Consider the following 18471-nt stretch of genomic DNA (forward strand, 5'->3'; position numbering starts at 1 on the left):
GGCGTGTCGTCCCGGGCTTCTCGCGCTAGCCCTCGGCGATCACTACCGCCGACGCTACGCCCGCGTCGTGGCTCAGCGACACGTGCCACGACCTGACGCCCAGGGCGGCGGCCCGCTCGGCGACCGTCCCGGTGACCTTGAGCACCGGACGGCCGGAGTCCTCGGTGTGCACCTCGGCATCCGTCCAGCGCAGCCCGGGCGGGGCCCCCAGCGCCTTGGCCAGCGCCTCCTTGGCGGCGAACCGGGCGGCGAGCGAGGCGGTGCCGCGCCGCGCCCCGGAGGGCAGCGTGAGTTCGGCCTCGGTGAACAGCCGGTCCGCGAGGTGCGGGGTGCGCTCCAGCGAGGCACCGAACCGCTCGATCTCCGCGACGTCGATCCCGACCCCGATGATCACCCGTGTACTCCTTCTCCGACACCGGCCGCTGCCGGGGACTGTACGGCACACTTTCGAGTGAGAACCGCTGCGAGCCCCCTCCGGTACCGATCCGTACGCCTACCGTGTGCCCCGGCGCCGATCGGCAGGAGGGAGAAGGGCCATGGTTGCCATGCCGGCTGTCGAACGACCCCTGTCCTCGGAGGACGAGCAGATCCTCCGGTCGTTCCTGGAGTTGGACACCCCCGCGGGCTTCAAGGCCGAGCTGGTCGAAGGGGAGATCGTCGTGACCCCACCGCCGAGCGGAACCCATGAGACGGCCTTCGCCCTGCTCAACAGGCAGTTGATCCGAAATTCCACGATCGATCTGGACATCGCGGGGAACAAGGGCCTGATCGTTCCCGGCGGTCGCTGTATCCCGGACGGTACGGTCAGCCCCGTCGGGCACTTCGAGGACGCGGAGTCCTGGGCCGACCCGGCCGGCGTCCTGCTGGTCTTCGAGATCACCTCCAGCAACCCGACCAAGGACCGCGAGGCCAAGCGGCTCGGCTACGCCGCGGCGGGCATCCCCTGCTACCTGCTGATCGACCGCAGCGACCGCAGCGCGAGACTCTTCACCGACCCGGCGGACGGGGACTACACCGCCCACGTCCAGGTGCCGTTCGGCAAGCCGCTCGACCTTCCGGCGCCGTTCTCGTTCACGCTCGACACGGAGCCCCTGCAGTAGCGCTCGGCCGCTGCAGGGGCTCCGGTTCGGGGGCGGGGCCGGCTACTCGACGGTGACCGACTTGGCGAGGTTGCGCGGCTGGTCGACCTCGTGGCCCTTGGCGGTGGCCAGCTCGCAGGCGAAGACCTGCAGCGGCACCGTGGAGACCAGCGGCTGCAGCAGCGTCGGGGTCGCCGGAATGCGGATCAGGTGGTCCGCGTACGGGACGACCGCCTCGTCACCCTCTTCGGCGATGACGATGGTGCGGGCGCCGCGGGCGCGGATCTCCTGGATGTTGGAGACGATCTTGTCGTGCAGGATCGACCGGCCGCGCGGCGACGGGACGACCACGACGACCGGCAGGCCCTCCTCGATCAGGGCGATCGGGCCGTGCTTGAGCTCGCCGGCGGCGAAGCCCTCGGCGTGCATGTAGGCGAGCTCCTTGAGCTTCAGCGCGCCCTCCAGGGCGACCGGGAAGCCCACGTGGCGGCCGAGGAAGAGCACGGAGCGGGCGTCGGCCAGCGAGCGGGCCAGCTCGCGGACCGGCTCCATGGTCTCCAGCACCTGCTCCAGCTGCTTCGGCGCGTCGCCGAGCTCGCGGATGATGGTGAAGATCTCGTCGCCCCACTTGGTGCCGCGGACCTGGCCGAGGTACAGCGCGACCAGGTAGCAGGCGACCAGCTGGGTCAGGAACGCCTTGGTCGAGGCGACCGCGACCTCCGGGCCGGCGTGGGTGTAGAGCACCGCGTCGGACTCGCGCGGGATGGTCGAGCCGTTGGTGTTGCAGATCGCCAGCACCTTGGCGCCCTGCTCGCGGGCGTGCCGCAGCGCCATCAGGGTGTCCATGGTCTCGCCGGACTGCGAGATGGCGATGACCAGGGTGCGGTCGTCCATGATCGGGTCGCGGTAGCGGAACTCCGAGGCGACCTCGACCTCGCAGGGGACGCGGGTCCAGTGCTCGATCGCGTACTTGGCGATCATGCCGGCGTGGAAGGCGGTGCCGCAGGCCACGATGACGACCTTGTCGACCTCGCGCAGCACCTGGTCGGGGATGCGCAGCTCGTCGAGGGTGAGCCGGCCGTCGGTGCCGATCCGGCCGAGGAGGGTGTCGGCGACGGCCTTCGGCTGCTCGGCGATCTCCTTGAGCATGAAGTAGTCGTAGCCGCCCTTCTCGGCGGCGGAGGCGTCCCAGTCCACGTGGTACTCGCGGACCTGGGCGGGGGTGCCGTCGAAGTTGGTGACGGTGACGCCCTCGCGGCGCAGCTCGACGACCTGGTCCTGGCCGAGCTCGATCGCCTCGCGGGTGTGCGCGATGAAGGCGGCGACGTCGGAGGCGAGGAAGTTCTCGCCCTCGCCGCGGCCGACGACCAGCGGCGAGTTGCGACGGGCGCCGACCACCACGTCCGGGGCGTCGGCGTGCACCGCGACGAGGGTGAAGGCGCCGTCCAGCTGGCGGCACACCGTCCGCATGGCCTCGGCGAGGTCGCCGTCGTAGGCCTCGGCGAGCAGGTGCGCGACGACCTCGGTGTCGGTCTCCGAGCGGAGGGTGTGGCCGCGCTCGGAGATCTCGGCCCGCAGGGTGGCGAAGTTCTCGATGATGCCGTTGTGGACGACGGCGACCTTGCAGTCGTCGTCGAGGTGGGGGTGGGCGTTGGCGTCCGTCGGGCCGCCGTGGGTGGCCCACCGGGTGTGGCCGATGCCGGTGCTGCCCGCCGGCAGCGGGGACTCGGCGAGGGACTTCTGGAGATTGGCGAGCTTGCCGGCCCGCTTGTCGGTGGCGAGGCTCCACTGCCCGTCGAGCCCCTGGGTCTGCACGGCCACACCGGCGGAGTCGTACCCTCGGTACTCCAGCCGCTGCAGGCCTGCGATCACTACGTCGAGGGCCGACTGGGACCCCACATATCCAACGATTCCGCACATGCGTGCCAGCATATGCGGCGTTTCGTTCACCCAGGTCACGCTCGGCGCTCACCCCGGTCACGCCTGGCGGACACCGCGCGTGACCGATGCCACAGCATCCCGCGGAGCCGTGACGGCCCACAATGGTGATGTGCTGACCGAACTCTGTACGAGGGGCACCCCCCAGGCGCCCACCCCCTCCCCGTACGTTGATCTGGACCGGGCCGAGTGGAGCGCGCTGCGCGAGCGCACCCCCATGCCGCTGACCGCCGACGAGGTCGAGCGCCTGCGCGGCCTGGGCACCGCGCTGGACCTGGACGAGGTCAGAGACGTCTACCTGCCGCTGTCCCGGCTGCTGAACCTCTACATCCACGCGACCCACGAGCTGCGCGGCACGCTGGGCACCTTCCTGGACACGCCGGACACCGAACGCACCCGGACGCCGTTCGTCATCGGCGTGGCGGGCTCGGTGGCGGTCGGCAAGTCGACGACGGCCCGTCTGCTGAAGGCCCTGCTGGCCCGCTGGCCCGAGCACCCGCGGGTCGAGCTGGTCACCACCGACGGCTTCCTGCTGCCCAACGCCGAGCTGCGGCGGCGCGGCCTGATGGCCCGCAAGGGCTTCCCCGAGTCGTACGACCGGCGGGCGCTGATGCGGTTCGTCGCGGACGTGAAGGCCGGCAAGGAGCGGGTGACCGCCCCGGTCTACTCGCACCTGGTCTACGACATCGTGCCGGACGAGCGGCTGACGGTGGAGCGCCCGGACATCCTCATCGTCGAGGGCCTGAACGTCCTTCAGCCCGCCCTCCCCGGCACCGACGGCCGGACCCGGCTGGCCGTCGCCGACTACTTCGACTTCTCCATCTACGTCGACGCGCGCACCGACGACATCGAGCGCTGGTACCTGGACCGCTTCCGCAAGCTGCGCGAGACGGCCTTCCAGGACCCGAACTCCTACTTCCGCCGCTTCACCGAGGTGCCGGAGGAGGAGGCGATGGACTACGGCCGGCAGGTCTGGCGCACCATCAACAAGCCCAATCTGCTGGAGAACGTGCTGCCCACCCGCGGCCGGGCCACCCTGATCCTGCAGAAGGGGCAGGACCACAAGGTCCGCCGCGCCCTGCTGCGCAAGCTCTGACGGGGCGCCGCCCCGACCGAAACAGGAGGGGCGCGCAGGGCTTTCGGCCCTGCGCGCCCCTCCTGGCGTTCCGTCAGCCCAGGTACGTCTTCACGACGTCCGCGAGCCGGCCGGCGACGGCCTTGGCCTGGGCCTCGTCCGCGGCCTCGACCATCACGCGGACCAGCGGCTCGGTGCCGGACGGCCGCAGCAACACCCGGCCGGTGGTGCCCAGTTCGGCCTCGGCGGCGGCGACCGCGGCGGTGAGCTCCGCGCAGGTGTCGACCCGGCTCCTGTCGACGCCCTTGACGTTGATCAGGACCTGCGGCAGACGGGTCATCACCGCGGCGAGGTCGGCCAGCGGCTGCTTGGTGGCGGCCAGGCGGGCGCCGAGCATGAGGCCGGTGAGGGTGCCGTCACCGGTGGTGGCGTGGTCCAGCAGGATGACGTGGCCGGACTGCTCGCCGCCGAGCGCGAAGCCGTGCTGCTTCATCGCCTCCAGCACGTAGCGGTCACCGACCGCGGTCTGCACCAGGTCGATGCCCTCGCGCTCCATCGCCAGCTTGAAGCCCAGGTTGGACATCACGGTGACGACCGCGGTGTTGCCGCGCAGCGTGCCGGCCTCCTTCATCGCGACGGCGAGGATGGCGATGATCTGGTCACCGTCGACCTCGTTGCCGTCGGCGTCGGCGGCCAGGCAGCGGTCGGCGTCGCCGTCGAGGGCGATGCCGAGGTCGGCGCGGTGCTCCTTCATGGCGGCGCGGAGCTTGTCGAGGTGGGTGGAGCCGACCCCGTCGTTGATGTTGAGGCCGTCGGGCTCGGCCCCCAGGGTGTAGACGACCTCGGCGCCGGCCCGGGCGAAGGCCTCGGGGGCGACCCGGGCGGCCGCGCCGTGGGCGCCGTCGATCACCACGCGGATGCCGTCGAGCCGGTTCGGGAGGACGGCGACGAGGTGGGCGACGTACTTGTCGAAGCCCTCGGTGTACTGGCGGACGCGGCCGACGGCGGCACCGGTGGGGCGCTTCCAGTCCTCGCTGCCGCCGACGCCGTAGCGGTTGTAGTGCTCCTCGATGGCGTCCTCGATGGCGTCGTCCAGCTTGTGGCCGCCGCGGGCGAGGAACTTGATGCCGTTGTCCGGCATGGCGTTGTGGCTGGCGGAGAGCATGACGCCGAAGTCCGCGCCCAGCGCGCCGGTGAGGTAGGCGACGGCCGGGGTGGGCAGCACGCCGACCCGCAGGACGTCGACGCCGGCGCTGGCCAGGCCGGCGATGACGGCGGCCTCCAGGAACTCTCCGGAAGCCCGCGGGTCGCGGCCGACCACGGCGACCGGCCGGTGCCCCTCGAACGCGCCGGCGTCACCGAGCACATGCGCCGCGGCGACCGACAGGCCGAGAGCCAGTTCGGCGGTCAGGCCCTCGTTGGCCACGCCGCGTACCCCGTCCGTACCGAAGAGTCGTCCCACTGTTCCCGTCCTTTTCGCCCTGCTCGTTGGTTCACCACTCTCCCGCCGTCCGCACCGGACGGGAGAGCACGACGCCCCGGAGTACACGAGGTACTCCGGGGCGTACGGGTTGCACCGGGGTGCGCACCACCGGAGCGGCACGCACCCCCGGGTGCAATTAGCGCTTGCTGTACTGCGGCGCCTTGCGGGCCTTCTTCAGACCGGCCTTCTTGCGCTCGACGGCGCGGGCGTCACGGGTCAGGAAGCCGGCCTTCTTGAGCGGGCCGCGGTTGTTGTCCACGTCCGCCTCGTTGAGGGCACGGGCCACGCCGAGGCGCAGCGCGTAGGCCTGACCGGAGACACCGCCACCCGCGATGCGGGCCACGACGTCGTAGCGGCCGTCGAGCTCGAGGAGCTTGAACGGCTCGTTGACGGTCTGCTGGTGCACCTTGTTGGGGAAGTAGTTCTCCAGGGTGCGACCGTTGATCTTCCACTGGCCGGTGCCCGGGACGATGCGCACGCGGGCGATCGCCTCCTTGCGGCGGCCGAGGCCGGCGCCGGGGACGGCCTCGCCGAAGCGGCCGGCCAGCGACTCGGTGGTGTACTCGGTCTCAGAGGTGTACTCCTCGACGTTCTCGTCGAAGTCAACCTCGAGGGTGTTCTCGATGGCAGTCTCGGCCACGGTGTTCCTCAGCTCTCGCTACTCAGTGATGGGGTCTGTTGGCCGGAATTACTGCGCGACCTGGGTGATCTCGAACGGCACCGGCTGCTGGGCAGCGTGCGGGTGCTGGTCGCCCGAGTAGACCTTGAGCTTCGAGAGCATCTGACGGCCGAGGCTGTTCTTCGGGATCATGCCCTTGATGGCCTTCTCGACGGCCTTCTCCGGGTTCTTGTCCAGGAGGTCGTCGTAGCGCACCGAGCGGAGACCGCCCGGGAAGCCGCTGTGGCGGTAGGCCATCTTCTGGGTCTTCTTGTTACCCGACAGGTGCACCTTGTCGGCGTTGATGATGATGACGAAGTCACCAGTGTCAACGTGCGGCGCGTAGATCGCCTTGTGCTTGCCCCGCAGGAGGTTGGCGGCCTGGGAGGCCAGGCGGCCGAGCACGACGTCAGTCGCGTCGATGACGTGCCACTGACGCTGGACGTCGCCGGGCTTGGGGCTGTACGTACGCACGGTCGTAGCCTTCGCTTTTCAGTGAGTGGGTCCTGACAGGAGCACCGGACGGGGGGAACAAGCCGACCCACCTTGGACGCAATTCAAGGGGAGCCGCTGATCGTCGGCCAGATGTCTCCGGCGTACCGACGTCTCACGTGAGATAGAGCGAGCCAATACGCACAACAAGTGGTCAGCTTACCGGGCACTGAGCAGAGGGTCAAAACGCCTCAGCGGTCGCGGACCACGCGCGTCTCGTCCCAGACCGGCTCGGGCGACTCGTACACCCGGCCGTCCGAGCCGAAGACCAGGAAGCGGTCGAAGGTCCGGGCGAACCAGCGGTCGTGCGTCACGCACAGCACGGTGCCGTCGAACGCCTCCAGTCCCTGCTGCAGCGCCTCGGCGCTCTCCAGGTCCAGGTTGTCGGTCGGCTCGTCCAGCAGCAGCGCCGTGACGCCGGACAGCTCCAGCTTGAGGATCATCAGTCGGGCCTGCTGGCCGCCGGAGAGCGACTCGAACCTCTGCTCCTCCTGGCGGTCCAGCTCGTAGCGGCGCAGCGCCCCCATGGCGGCACCGCGGCTGAGCGCGTGCTCCTCCTCGACGATCGAGCGGACGGTGCGGCCGAGCAGCTCCGGGTGGGCGTGGGTCTGCCGGAAGTGCCCGGGCACCACGCGGGCGCCGAGCTTCCAGCTGCCGCCGTGCTTCACCGTGTCGTCGCCGGCCAGCAGCCGCAGGAAGTGCGACTTGCCGGAGCCGTTGGAGCCGAGCACGCCGACCCGCTCGCCGTAGAAGACCTCCAGGTCGAAGGGCTTCATCAGGCCGCTGAGTTCGAGCTTCTCCATGGTGAAGGCGCGGACGCCGGTACGGCCGCCCTTGAGCCGCATGGTGATGGACTGCTCGCGCGGCGGCGCCTCGGGCGGCCCGGCGTCCTCGAACTTCTTCAGCCGGGTCTGGGAGGCGGCGTAGCGGGAGGCCATCTCGTGGCTGACCGCGGCGGCCTGCCGGAGGGTGACGACGAGCTTCTTGAGCTTGGCGTGCTCCTCGTCCCAGCGGCGGCGGAGCTCCTCGAAGCGCTCGAAGCGGGCCCGGCGGGCGTCGTGGAAGGAGGCGAAGCCGCCGCCGTGCACCCAGACGCTGCTGCCGGCCGCGCCGGACTCGACACTGATGATCTTCTCAGCGGTGCAGGAGAGCAGCTCGCGGTCGTGCGAGATGAACAGCACGGTCTTGTTGGTGGCCTTGATGGCCTCCTCCAGCCAGCGCTTGCCGGGCACGTCGAGGTAGTTGTCCGGCTCGTCGAGCAGCAGGACCTCCTCGGGGCCGCGTAGCAGCGCCTCCAGGACGAGCCGCTTCTGCTCGCCGCCGGAGAGGGTGTTGAGGCCGCGGAACTGGGCGCGGTCGAAGGGCATGCCGAGGGCCGCTGTGGTGCAGACGTCCCAGACGGTCTCGTAGTCGTAGCCGTCGGCGTCGGCCCAGTCGGCGAGCGCCTGGGCGTAGCGCATCTGGGTCTTCTCGTCGTCCTGGGCGAGCATGTCGAGCTCGGCGGCGTCGACCGCGCGGGCGGCGGTGGCGATCCGCTCGGGGGCGACGGAGACCAGCAGGTCGCGGACGGAGGCGTCGGCGGGCAGGGCGCCGGGGGTGTCGCGCTGGTCCTCGCGGCCGGTGGTGCCGACGAACTGACGCATGACGCCGAGGCCGCCGGTCACGGTGACGGTGCCGCCGTGCGGCTGCACATCTCCGGCGATCATGCGGAGCAGGGTGGTCTTGCCCGCGCCGTTGGCGCCCACCAGGGCGACCGCGGCGCCCTCGCCGACCCGGAAGGAAGCGTCGTCGAACAGCACCCGCCCGTCCGGCAGGTAGTACTCCAGGTGCGAAATCTCGACGTGTCCCATGGATCGGATTGTGCTGCACGCCGGCGCCGGGGCCAAAACCCTTTTCGGCGCCGACCGGGTACCTCGCCCCGGGCGGCGCCCGGCGATGCCCTATGTTCGCGCACATGAACGATGGCTCGGCGACCACACCCGAATCCGGCGGACCGCGGCAGCCGCAGAACCCCGCTGCGCTTCCCTCCGGGGGCCCGGCATCCGATCCCGCGTTCCCGCCGTACACGGCGCGGCCGGCCTACGGCTACCCGCCGCCGCCGGAGCCGGGGCAGCCCGGCCACGGCTACGGCTACCCGCAGGACGTGGGCGGCTACGGCTACCCGCAGGACATCGGCGGCTACGGCTATCCGCACGCGGCCGGCCCGGCCGAGCCGGACTGGCAGCAGCTGGCCGACCGGAACGAGCAGGCCCGGCGCCGACGAAAGCGGCTGTTCCTGGTCGGCGGCGGTGTGCTGGCGGCCGCCGCGGTGGCTGCCGCCGTGACCGCCGCGGTGGCGCTCTCCGGCGACGGCGCCCCGGCTCCAGCGGCGGCCGGCAGCGCCTCGCCGTCGGTCTCCGCGTCCGCTGCCTCGCCGTCGGCAAGCGTCACGCCGCCGACCACCCCACTGCAACTGCTCAGCGACGCCCGGCTCGACCGGGCCCCGATCTCCGTGAACGTGCTGTTCCCGGCGGGGACACTGTCCGTCCAGGGCCGCCTGTACACGCTGCTCGGGACGGAGCTGGACAAGGGCTGCCGGGTCGCGCCGGTGAACGGCCTGGAGCAGACCGTGTCGGCGCTCGGCTGCTCCGACGTCTACCGGGCGACGTACGTCGACGACCGCCATGTGCAGATCACCGTCGGCGTCGCCACGTTCACCGGCGCCACGCACGCCACCGGGGCGAAGTCCGGTACCAGGGGAAACATCGCGCCGCTGGTGAAGGACCGGGCGAAGGACTTCTGCCGTACGGGTGTGAGGTGCGTGACCACGCAGTCCTCGCTGGGCCGCTACGCCTACTTCACGATCGCCGGGCCGGACAACGGCTCGGCGGTGCCGGACGGCGACAAGGCGGTCGGCCAAGCGGCCCGGGACATCTCGGGCTCGGTCTACGAGACCCTGCTGGAGCGCGGGCGCACCGGGCTGGCCACCTTCGGCTGAGCCTTCGCGGCGGCGCTGCCCGGTCGGTCCTGCCAGGTCGGTCCCAGCCGGTCAGTCATGTCCCGGCAGGGTCCGCATCCGCCGGGCGAGCCGGTTGCGCTCGGCGAGGTCCTCGTCCGCGGGGTAGCCGACCTCCTCCAGGGTGAGGCCGTGCGGGCGGACGACGTTGACCGCGGAGTTGCGGACCCGGCCGGCGAGCACCTGGCCGGGGAAGTCGACCGGGCGGTGGCCGTCGCCGACCAGCAGCATCGCGCCGACCAGCGAGCGGACCATGTTGTGGCAGAAGGCGTCGGCACGGACGGTGGCGACGGCGAGGCTGCCCTCCTGGGCGGCGTAGCCGTCGATCGGCACCCGCTCCCAGTGCAGTTCGAGCAGGGTGCGGATGGTGGTGGCGCCCTCACGCTTCTTGCAGTACGCGGCGAAGTCGTGCTCGCCGACCAGCAGGCGGGCGGCCTCGTTCATCAGGTCGATGTCGAGCGGGCGGTCGTGCCACAGGACGTGGCCGCGCAGCAGCGGGTCGACGCCGCCGGGGTGGTCGGCGACCCGGTAGGCGTACCGGCGCCAGATCGCGGCGAAGCGGGCGTCGAAGCCGTGGGGCGCCTCGGAGACGCGGTAGATGCGGACGTCGGCGGGCAGCCGGCCGGCGAGCCGGCGGAGCAGCTTCTCGCCGTGCTCGGCCCAGAGCGGCTCGGGGAGGTCGACGTGGGCGACCTGGCCGCGGGCGTGCACACCGGCGTCGGTACGGCCGGCGACGGTCAGCGGGAAGCCGATGGCGCTGCGGGTGACGATCTGCAGGGCGTTCTCGATCTCCTCCTGCACGGTGCGCCGGCTGCGCTGGCGGGCCCAGCCGGAGAAGTCGGCGCCGTGGTACGCGAGGTCGAGCCGGATCCGGCGGTGGCCCTCGGCCGGGCCGTCCTTGACGGGGGGCTGCTCGGCACAGTCGTTGGCCACGTCGTTCTCCTGGGAGGGCGTCCTGCGGGAAAGTGCTCGGGCCCGCCCTCCCCACGAATGGGGAGGGCGGGCCCTGGCGACACCTCGGGGGTGTCAGGCCTCGGTGGTCTCCGCGGCCTCGGCCTCGTCGGCCTTGGTCTCCTCGACCTTGGCCTCCTCGGCCTCCTTGACCGCGCGCTTGGCAGCGGCCTCGGCCTCGGCGACGGTGGCCTTGGTGGCGATCTCGCCCTCGACCAGCTCGATCACGGCCATCGGGGCGTTGTCGCCGCGACGGGTGCCGATCTTGGTGATGCGGGTGTAACCGCCGGGACGGTTCTCGAAGCGCGGCGCGATCTCGGTGAAGAGGGTGTGCAGCACCGCGACGTCGGTGATGGTCTTGCGCACCAGGCGACGGTTGTGGATGTCGCCCTTCTTCGCCTTGGTGATCAGCTTCTCCGCCAGCGGGCGCATCCGACGGGCCTTGGCCTCGGTCGTGGTGATGCGGCCGTACTGGAACAGCTCCCGGCACAGACCGGCGAGCAGCAGCGGCTCGTGGTGCGGGCCGCCGCCGAGGCGGGCACCCTTGGTGGGACGCGGCATGGATGACTCCTTGAATCTCCGACTACGGCCGTATCAGGTACCGCAGCGGGCGGCCGGGCACTGTGCCCGGACGGCTTGGCATCGAAGCGGGGGCGATCCGCGAGGGACCGCCCCCTGCTCCAAACTCTTAGTACTGCTCGGTCTCCGCGTAGCCCTGGTCGTCCAGGTCGTCGGCGCCGAAGGCGTCGGCGGCGGCGGTCGGGTCGAACCCGGGCGGGCTGTCCTTGAGGGCCAGGCCCATGCCGGCCAGCTTCGCCTTGACCTCGTCGATCGACTTCGCACCGAAGTTGCGGATGTCGAGCAGGTCGGCCTCGGAGCGGGCGACGAGCTCACCCACGGTGTGGATGCCCTCGCGCTTGAGGCAGTTGTACGACCGAACGGTGAGCTCGAGCTCCTCGATCGGCAGCGCCAGGTCGGCGGCCAGGGCGGCGTCCGTCGGGGACGGGCCCATGTCGATGCCCTCGGCGTCGATGTTCAGCTCGCGGGCGAGGCCGAACAGCTCCACCAGGGTCTTGCCGGCCGAGGCCATGGCGTCACGGGGACGCATGGCGGGCTTGGTCTCGACGTCGACGATGAGCTTGTCGAAGTCGGTCCGCTGCTCGACACGGGTGGCCTCGACCTTGTAGGTGACCTTCAGCACGGGGCTGTAGATCGAGTCGACCGGGATGCGGCCGATCTCCTGGCCGGAGGCCTTGTTCTGGACGGCGGAGACGTAGCCGCGACCGCGCTCGACGGTCAGCTCCATCTCCAGCTTGCCCTTGCCGTTGAGCGTGGCGAGGACGAGCTCGGGGTTGTGCACCTCGACACCCGCCGGCGGGGCGATGTCGGCGGCGGTGACCACACCCGGGCCCTGCTTGCGCAGGTACATCACGACCGGCTCGTCGTGCTCCGAGGAGACGACCAGCTGCTTGATGTTGAGGATGAGGTCGGTCACGTCCTCCTTGACGCCCGGCACGGTGGTGAACTCGTGCAGGACACCGTCGATCCGGATGCTGGTGACAGCGGCGCCGGGGATCGAGGAGAGGAGCGTGCGGCGGAGCGAGTTGCCGAGGGTGTAGCCGAAGCCGGGCTCCAGGGGCTCGATCACGAACCGGGAGCGGAATTCGTCGACGACCTCTTCGGTCAGCGAGGGACGCTGAGCGATCAGCATGAGAGGTGTTCCTCCAGTTGTCTTCGGCACCCACTATTTGATGCCGATGGACTCAAGCGTACGGCCTCCCGCACCAGGCGGGAGGCCGACGCACGTACTACTGCGGACCCGTGGGGCCGCCGAGGGGCATCTCCCCCGAGCCGAAGGGTGCGCCGAGTCCGAAAGCGACGAACGACAAGCGACGCAGGAGCGCCGGAGTGAGGAGCGTCGGACTCGGATCAGGAGCGCCCGGAGGCAAGGGGGAAGACCGCCGCTGCGTCAGACGCGGCGGCGCTTCGGCGGACGGCAGCCGTTGTGCGGGGTGGGGGTGACGTCCTGGATCGAACCCACCTCGAGGCCGGTGGCCTGGAGGGAGCGGATCGCGGTCTCACGGCCGGAGCCCGGACCCTTGACGAAGACGTCGACCTTGCGCATGCCGTGCTCCTGCGCACGACGCGCGGCGGCCTCGGCGGCCATCTGCGCGGCGAACGGGGTGGACTTGCGCGAGCCCTTGAAGCCGACGTGGCCGGCAGAGGCCCAGGAGATCACGTTGCCCGAGGGGTCGGTGATCGAAACGATGGTGTTGTTGAACGTGCTCTTGATGTGGGCGTGCCCGTGAGCGACGTTCTTCTTCTCCTTGCGGCGGATCTTCTTCGCGCCGGCAGCCTGACGACCCTTGGGGGGCATAAGTCTGTTCTCCTGATGAGGTGGTCGGTCCGCTAACCCGCGGGCCGGAGGGATGTCCGGTTACGGGACGGACTACTTCTTGCCCGGCTTCTTCTTGCCGGCAATCGCGCGACGCGGGCCCTTGCGGGTACGCGCGTTGGTGTGGGTGCGCTGGCCGCGGACGGGCAGACCGCGACGGTGGCGCAGGCCCTCGTAGCAGCCGATCTCGACCTTGCGGCGGATGTCGGCGGCGACCTCACGGCGGAGGTCACCCTCCACCTTGTAGTTGGCGTCGATGTACTCGCGCAGCTTGATGAGGTCTTCCTCGGAGATGTCGCGAACCCGGACGTCGGGGCTCACACCGGTCTCGGCGAGGGTCTGCTGGGCGCGGGTGCGGCCGATGCCGTACACGTACGTGAGGGCGATCTCGATCCGCTTCTCGCGGGGGAGATCAACGCCGGCGAGGCGTGCCATTCATGGCTCCTGTGGTTCTTCAGAGGTCTTGCGTGCGGCCTACTCCGTCGCCTCTCGGCGAGGGAGCCCCGGCCTCTGACCGGGGGTGGCAGTCCGTCCCCAGGGGATCGGATCGGGCAGCCCGCGTATGACGTTGTGCGCGTCGCGCGAAGTACTACGAGAAATGCTGGAGAGATCAGCCCTGGCGCTGCTTGTGGCGCAGGTTGTCGCAGATCACCATGACCCGGCCGTGGCGGCGGATCACCTTGCACTTGTCGCAGATCTTCTTGACGCTCGGCTTGACCTTCATGTTTCAGGTTCTCCGGGTCTAGATCTGACGGTTTGTTTACTTGTAGCGGTAGACGATCCGACCACGCGTCAGGTCATAGGGGCTGAGCTCCACCACGACCCGGTCGTCCGGGAGGATACGGATGTAGTGCATCCGCATCTTGCCGCTGATGTGCGCGAGGACCTTGTGACCGTTCTGCAGCTCGACCTTGAACATGGCGTTCGGAAGAGACTCGATCACGGTGCCCTCGATCTCAATGGCGCCTTGCTTCTTTGCCATGAACTGCGAGATCCACCTTCCGGGGCCGGCTACCGCATGCGGCACGCTCGTGCGAGCCTGGGTCCACCCCACCCCTGCCGGGAAAAGCCCTCGCGGGATTCCCGTTGGGAAGAGGGCGTGCCGAAGCACGCTACGAGTGAGCCGACGCATCAGTCTACGACAGGCTACAAGCGGACGCCAAAACGGCCCGGCCGGTCACCCTCAGTACTGGGCGGGCACCCGGACCGGCTCGACCACCGCGGTGCACGCCGCGCAGCGCCGGGCGGCCTCGGGGATCTCCGTCAGGCACTCGGGGCACGGGCGCTTCGGGGTCTTCGGCTTCTTCGGCATGTAGCGGGCGGTGGCCTTGGTCACCGGCAGCACCACGCAGAAGTACAGCACGGCGGCGGTCAGCACGAAAGCGATCAGGACGTTGAGGAACTGCCCGTACGGGAAGGTGACCCCGCCGAGCGTCGCCTTGTAGTTGGCGAAGTCACCCGCAGCGCCCACCACCACGCCGATCAGCGGGGTCAGGAAGGCCGACACGAACCCGGTCACGACGGCGGTGAACGCCGCACCGATGACCACACCGACGGCCATGTCGATGACGTTCCCGCGCATCATGAAGTCACGGAAGCCCTTGAGCACTGCTGTCTCTTCTCCTCGTACGGCTGTCAGCAGACCAAAATACGGCGAAGGACCCGGAGGACGAAACCTCCGGGTCCTTCCTCGGTGCCGCGGGGGTCAGGCCAGCGGGTCCGGGGCGGCGGTGACGCCCAGCTTCGCCAGCTCGGCGCGGCCGCCGTCGAAGGCGGTGAGCACCAGCGGGCCCTGCTCGGTGACGGCCACCGAGTGCTCCCAGTGCGAGGCCCAGCTCTTGTCGGTGGTGACGACCGTCCAGTCGTCCTCCAGCACCGCGGAGTGCGGGGTGCCGAGCGTCACCATCGGCTCGATCGCCAGCACGGTGCCCGGGATCAGCTTCGGGCCCTTGCCGCGGCCGGCCACGTAGTTCAGCACGTGCGGCTCCATGTGCATCGCGGTGCCGATGCCGTGGCCGCCGTAGCCCTCGACGATGCCCCACTTGCCCTTGGGCGGCAGCGGCTGGCGCCGGATGAACGACTCGATCGAGCGCGAGACGTCGACCAGCCGGTTGCCCTTCTTCATCTGGGCGATGCCGGCCCACATCGAGCCCTCGGTGACCCGGCTCAGCTGGGTGTGCTCGGGGGCGGCCTCGCCGACCGCGACGGTGATCGCCGCGTCGCCGTGCCAGCCGTCCAGGATCGCGCCGCAGTCGATGGAGATCAGGTCGCCCTCCCGCAGCACCCGCTCCCCCGGGATGCCGTGGACGATCTCGTCGTTGACCGAGGCGCAGATCACGCCCGGGAACCAGAGGCCCCCGTGGTGGGCCCGGAAGTTGGAGGTCGCGCCGTGGTCGGTGATGACCTTGTCGGCGATGTCGTTGAGCTCCTGGGTGGTGATGCCCGGGACGACCGCCTCACGGCAGGCCTTGAGCGCCTCGGCGACGACCAGCCCGGCCGCACGCATCTTCGCGATCTGCTCGGGGGTCTTGATCTCCACCATCTGGTCACGCCTTCCACTGTCGGACGCCGCCCGGTCCTTGCCGGGCGGCCGTGCACTCGCTACCACCGTACGACGCCGCAACGGCCGGGAGATCCCCTCACGGGGTCTCCCGGCCGTTGCGGGCCGTCTCAGGCGGACTTCTTCTGCTCCAGGGCGCCGATCGCGCGCTCCGTCACCTCGACCACCTTGCCGAGCGCGGAGATGGTGACCAGCAGGCCCTGGTCGGCGTAGTAGCCGATGATCGGCTCCGTCTTGGAGTGGTACTCCTCCAGGCGGACCCGCACGGCCTCCTCGGTGTCGTCCGAGCGCTGGTACAGCTCGCCGCCGCACTCGTCGCAGACGTCCTCGGCCTTCGGCGGGTTGTACACCACGTGGAACACGTGGCTGCCGTCGTTGCGGCACAGCCGGCGACCGGCGATGCGCTTGACGACCTCGTCCTCGGGGACCTCCAGGTCGAGCACGCCGTCGAGCACGATGCCCTGCTCGGCGAGGATCTCGTCCAGGGCCTTGGCCTGGCCCAGGTTGCGCGGGAAGCCGTCGAGCAGGAAGCCGTTCGCGGCGTCCGGCTGCAGCATCCGGTCCTTGGCCATACCGATGGTGACCTCATCCGGCACCAGACGGCCCGCGTCCATGAACGCCTTGGCCTCGAGCCCCAACGGGGTGCCCTGGCTGATGTTGGCGCGGAACAGGTCACCAGTGGAGATGTGCGGGATGGACAGGGTCTTGGCGAGCACGTGCGCCTGAGTACCCTTCCCGGCCCCGGGAGGTCCGACGAGGACGATACGCATCAGCGGAGGAACCCTTCGTAATTGCGCTGCTGGAGCTGGCTCTCGATCTGCTTCACAGTTTCGAGTCCGACGCCGACGACGATGAGCACGCTGGTGCCGCCGAACGGGAAGTTCTGGTTCGCGTTGAAGGCAACCAGGGCGATCATCGGGATCAGCGCGATAAGGCCCAGGTAGAACGATCCCGGCCACGTGATGCGGGTGAGCACGTAGTTCAGGTACTCGGCCGTCGGTCGGCCCGCCCGGATGCCCGGGATGAACCCACCATACTTCTTCATATTGTCCGCAACTTCTTCGGGGTTGAAGGAGATGGCCACGTAGAAGAACGCGAAGAAGACAATAAGGACGAAATAGGTCGCCATGTAGACCGGGTGGTCGCCCTTGACGAAGTGACCGCTGATCCAGTTCGCCCAGCCGGCCTTGCTGTTGGTGAGCTGCACCACCAGCGCCGGGATGTAGAGCAGCGACGAGGCGAAGATGACCGGAATCACACCGGCCTGGTTGACCTTCAGCGGAATGTAGGTCGAGGTGCCGCCGAAGGCGCGGCGCCCGATCATGCGCTTGGCGTACTGCACCGGGATTCGGCGCTGGGCCTGCTCGACGAAGATGACGAGGCAGACGACCACGATGCCGATCGCGATGACGCTGAAGAACTCGACCCAGCCGCCGCCGATCTTGCCGGACTGCTTGATCGCCCACATCGAGCCGGGGAAGCCGGCCGCGATGGAGGTGAAGATCAGGATCGACATGCCGTTGCCGATGCCGCGGTCCGTGATGAGCTCGCCGAGCCACATGATCACGGTGGTGCCGGCGGTCATCGTGATGACCATCGTGGCCACCCGGAAGACGCTGGTGTCCGGCACGACCTGGTTGGCCACGGAGCAGCCGGAGAAGAGCGCGCCGCTGGAGGCCGTCGCCACGATGCCGGTGCCCTGGAGCACGGCGAGCGCGATGGTCAGGTAGCGGGTGTACTGCGTGATCTTCGCCGTACCCGCCTGGCCCTCCTTCTTCAGCGCCTCGAGCCGCGGAATCACGACGGTGAGGAGCTGGAGGATGATGCTGGCCGTGATGTACGGCATGATGCCGAGCGCGAAGATCGTCAGCTGGAGCAGCGCATTGCCGCTGAACAGGTTCACCAGGCCGAAGAGACCACTGGACGAGGTGTCCTTGATGCACTGGTTGACTGCGACGAAGTTCACGCCCGGGATCGGGACGTGTGCGCCCAGCCGGAACAGCACCATGATGCCCAGCGTGAACAGCAGCTTCTTGCGCAGGTCGGGCGTCTGGAACGCCCGCGCGAACGCACTGAGCACGGTGCCTCCTGCGCCTCCCGCACGTTGACGGCGGGAGGGTCGGTCCTGATGGGGGTGTGGGGTTCTGCTGGCTCCCGTACGACTGCACAGGCATGCCTGACCCGCAGCCTACAAGGGAACCCAACGGACTCTAACAGTGTGCGGCAACGGTGGAGAAGCGAGTCCGGGCGCGATCGCGGGCCCGGGAGCCGGGATGCCCGGTTTTGGCCGGTGTTGAGCACACGTCAGATCCGCGCCGACCCGGCGGGTCGACGGAAAAGCAGTGGGCCCGCACCTCCCGAGAGAGGTACGGGCCCACTTCAGTCAACGAGCTCAGAGGAGCTCGGTGACGGAGCCGCCGGCAGCGGCGATCTTCTCGGCGGCCGAGCCGGAGACGGCGTCGACCGTCACCTGCAGCGCGACCGAGACCTCGCCCTGGCCGAGGACCTTGACGAGCTCGTTCTTGCGAACGGCACCCTTGGCGACCAGGTCGGCCACGGTGACCTCGCCACCCTGCGGGTAGAGCTCGGCCAGCTTGTCCAGGTTCACGACCTGGAACTGCTTGTGGGCCGGGTTCTTGAAGCCCTTCAGCTTCGGCAGGCGCATGTGGAGGGGCATCTGGCCACCCTCGAAGCGCTGCGGAACCTGGTAGCGGGCCTTGGTGCCCTTGGTACCACGACCGGCGGTCTTGCCCTTGGAACCCTCACCGCGACCCACACGGGTCTTCTCGGTCTTGGCGCCGGGGGCCGGCCGCAGGTTGTGGATCTTGATCGGCGAGTCCGCCAT

Annotated in this window: 21 protein-coding genes; 3 read left to right on the forward strand and 18 right to left on the reverse strand. The window is 69.8% G+C overall.

What is annotated here, in order from left to right; all coding sequences use genetic code 11:
- Positions 1-25 precede the first annotated feature (25 nt).
- Positions 26-394 (reverse strand): holo-ACP synthase, encoded by a 369-nt coding sequence (locus tag AB0P35_RS18705; protein ID WP_095874470.1) that lies wholly within the window; start codon positions 392-394, stop codon positions 26-28.
- 151 nt (positions 395-545) lie between these two features.
- Between AB0P35_RS18705 and AB0P35_RS18710 the strand changes: the two genes are divergently transcribed.
- Positions 546-1100 (forward strand): Uma2 family endonuclease, encoded by a 555-nt coding sequence (locus AB0P35_RS18710; protein ID WP_363511921.1) that lies wholly within the window; start codon positions 546-548, stop codon positions 1098-1100.
- A 42-nt stretch (positions 1101-1142) separates the two neighbouring features.
- On the opposite strand, the gene glmS is transcribed toward AB0P35_RS18710, so the two are convergent.
- A complete protein-coding gene (glmS, locus tag AB0P35_RS18715; protein ID WP_363511886.1) occupies positions 1143-2999 on the reverse strand; it encodes a glutamine--fructose-6-phosphate transaminase (isomerizing) in 1857 nt (618 codons plus the stop codon).
- A gap of 130 nt (positions 3000-3129) precedes the next feature.
- On the opposite strand from glmS, the gene coaA reads away from it, so the two are divergent.
- Positions 3130-4113, forward strand: coding sequence for a type I pantothenate kinase (gene coaA / locus AB0P35_RS18720; protein WP_095874468.1), 984 nt, complete (start codon positions 3130-3132; stop codon positions 4111-4113).
- A 73-nt stretch (positions 4114-4186) separates the two neighbouring features.
- On the opposite strand, the gene glmM is transcribed toward coaA, so the two are convergent.
- The 4 genes from glmM to AB0P35_RS18740 all read right to left on the reverse strand — a co-directional run bounded on the left by glmM (position 4187) and on the right by AB0P35_RS18740 (position 8575).
- Positions 4187-5554: a phosphoglucosamine mutase gene (gene glmM / locus AB0P35_RS18725; RefSeq protein WP_095874467.1), complete on the reverse strand. Its 1368-nt coding sequence runs from the start codon at positions 5552-5554 to the stop codon at positions 4187-4189.
- Positions 5555-5711: 157 nt separating this feature from the next.
- Entirely contained in the window at positions 5712-6215 is a 504-nt protein-coding gene (gene rpsI, locus AB0P35_RS18730; protein ID WP_095874466.1) for a 30S ribosomal protein S9, read from the reverse strand.
- Positions 6216-6263: 48 nt separating this feature from the next.
- A complete protein-coding gene (gene rplM / locus AB0P35_RS18735) occupies positions 6264-6707 on the reverse strand; it encodes a 50S ribosomal protein L13 (protein ID WP_030263432.1) in 444 nt (147 codons plus the stop codon).
- Positions 6708-6916: 209 nt separating this feature from the next.
- Positions 6917-8575, reverse strand: a complete 1659-nt coding sequence (locus AB0P35_RS18740) for an ATP-binding cassette domain-containing protein (RefSeq protein ID WP_363511889.1) — start codon at positions 8573-8575, stop codon at positions 6917-6919.
- 104 nt (positions 8576-8679) lie between these two features.
- Here AB0P35_RS18740 and AB0P35_RS18745 point away from each other — a divergent pair, with 104 nt between their 5' ends.
- Entirely contained in the window at positions 8680-9702 is a 1023-nt protein-coding gene (locus AB0P35_RS18745; RefSeq protein ID WP_363511891.1) for a hypothetical protein, read from the forward strand.
- Between the two features lie 51 nt (positions 9703-9753).
- On the opposite strand, the gene truA is transcribed toward AB0P35_RS18745, so the two are convergent.
- From truA to rplO, 12 genes are all read right to left on the reverse strand, one after another.
- Positions 9754-10653 (reverse strand): tRNA pseudouridine(38-40) synthase TruA, encoded by a 900-nt coding sequence (gene truA / locus AB0P35_RS18750; protein WP_363511893.1) that lies wholly within the window; start codon positions 10651-10653, stop codon positions 9754-9756.
- A 93-nt stretch (positions 10654-10746) separates the two neighbouring features.
- On the reverse strand, positions 10747-11232 hold the full coding sequence (gene rplQ, locus AB0P35_RS18755) for a 50S ribosomal protein L17 (RefSeq protein ID WP_095874462.1): 486 nt from the start codon (positions 11230-11232) through the stop codon (positions 10747-10749).
- A 127-nt stretch (positions 11233-11359) separates the two neighbouring features.
- Complete coding sequence (locus AB0P35_RS18760) at positions 11360-12382, reverse strand: DNA-directed RNA polymerase subunit alpha (RefSeq protein ID WP_030263446.1); 1023 nt, start codon at positions 12380-12382, stop codon at positions 11360-11362.
- Positions 12383-12640: 258 nt separating this feature from the next.
- Entirely contained in the window at positions 12641-13048 is a 408-nt protein-coding gene (gene rpsK / locus AB0P35_RS18765) for a 30S ribosomal protein S11 (protein ID WP_014136257.1), read from the reverse strand.
- Between the two features lie 72 nt (positions 13049-13120).
- Complete coding sequence (rpsM, locus tag AB0P35_RS18770; protein WP_030263448.1) at positions 13121-13501, reverse strand: 30S ribosomal protein S13; 381 nt, start codon at positions 13499-13501, stop codon at positions 13121-13123.
- 175 nt (positions 13502-13676) lie between these two features.
- Positions 13677-13790, reverse strand: coding sequence for a 50S ribosomal protein L36 (gene rpmJ / locus AB0P35_RS18775; RefSeq protein WP_003956441.1), 114 nt, complete (start codon positions 13788-13790; stop codon positions 13677-13679).
- Between the two features lie 36 nt (positions 13791-13826).
- The gene (infA, locus tag AB0P35_RS18780; RefSeq protein WP_003956442.1) at positions 13827-14048 is read right to left on the reverse strand and encodes a translation initiation factor IF-1; all 222 of its coding nucleotides are present in this window, start codon (positions 14046-14048) and stop codon (positions 13827-13829) included.
- Between the two features lie 201 nt (positions 14049-14249).
- On the reverse strand, positions 14250-14675 hold the full coding sequence (gene mscL, locus AB0P35_RS18785) for a large conductance mechanosensitive channel protein MscL (protein WP_363511895.1): 426 nt from the start codon (positions 14673-14675) through the stop codon (positions 14250-14252).
- Positions 14676-14771: 96 nt separating this feature from the next.
- Positions 14772-15608 carry a type I methionyl aminopeptidase gene (gene map / locus AB0P35_RS18790; protein ID WP_363511897.1) on the reverse strand — a complete coding sequence of 279 codons (837 nt, stop codon included), beginning with the start codon at positions 15606-15608 and terminating at the stop codon, positions 14772-14774.
- Positions 15609-15736: 128 nt separating this feature from the next.
- Positions 15737-16396 (reverse strand): adenylate kinase, encoded by a 660-nt coding sequence (locus tag AB0P35_RS18795; RefSeq protein WP_095874459.1) that lies wholly within the window; start codon positions 16394-16396, stop codon positions 15737-15739.
- A complete protein-coding gene (gene secY, locus AB0P35_RS18800) occupies positions 16396-17706 on the reverse strand; it encodes a preprotein translocase subunit SecY (protein WP_095874458.1) in 1311 nt (436 codons plus the stop codon). Before secY ends, AB0P35_RS18795 begins: the two co-directional genes overlap by 1 nt.
- Positions 17707-18018: 312 nt before the next feature.
- Positions 18019-18471, reverse strand: coding sequence for a 50S ribosomal protein L15 (gene rplO / locus AB0P35_RS18805; RefSeq protein ID WP_095874457.1), 453 nt, complete (start codon positions 18469-18471; stop codon positions 18019-18021).

It is taken from the genome of Kitasatospora sp. NPDC085879 (genome assembly GCF_040686255.1).
In the GTDB taxonomy this organism is placed as follows: Bacteria; Actinomycetota; Actinomycetes; order Streptomycetales; family Streptomycetaceae; genus Kitasatospora.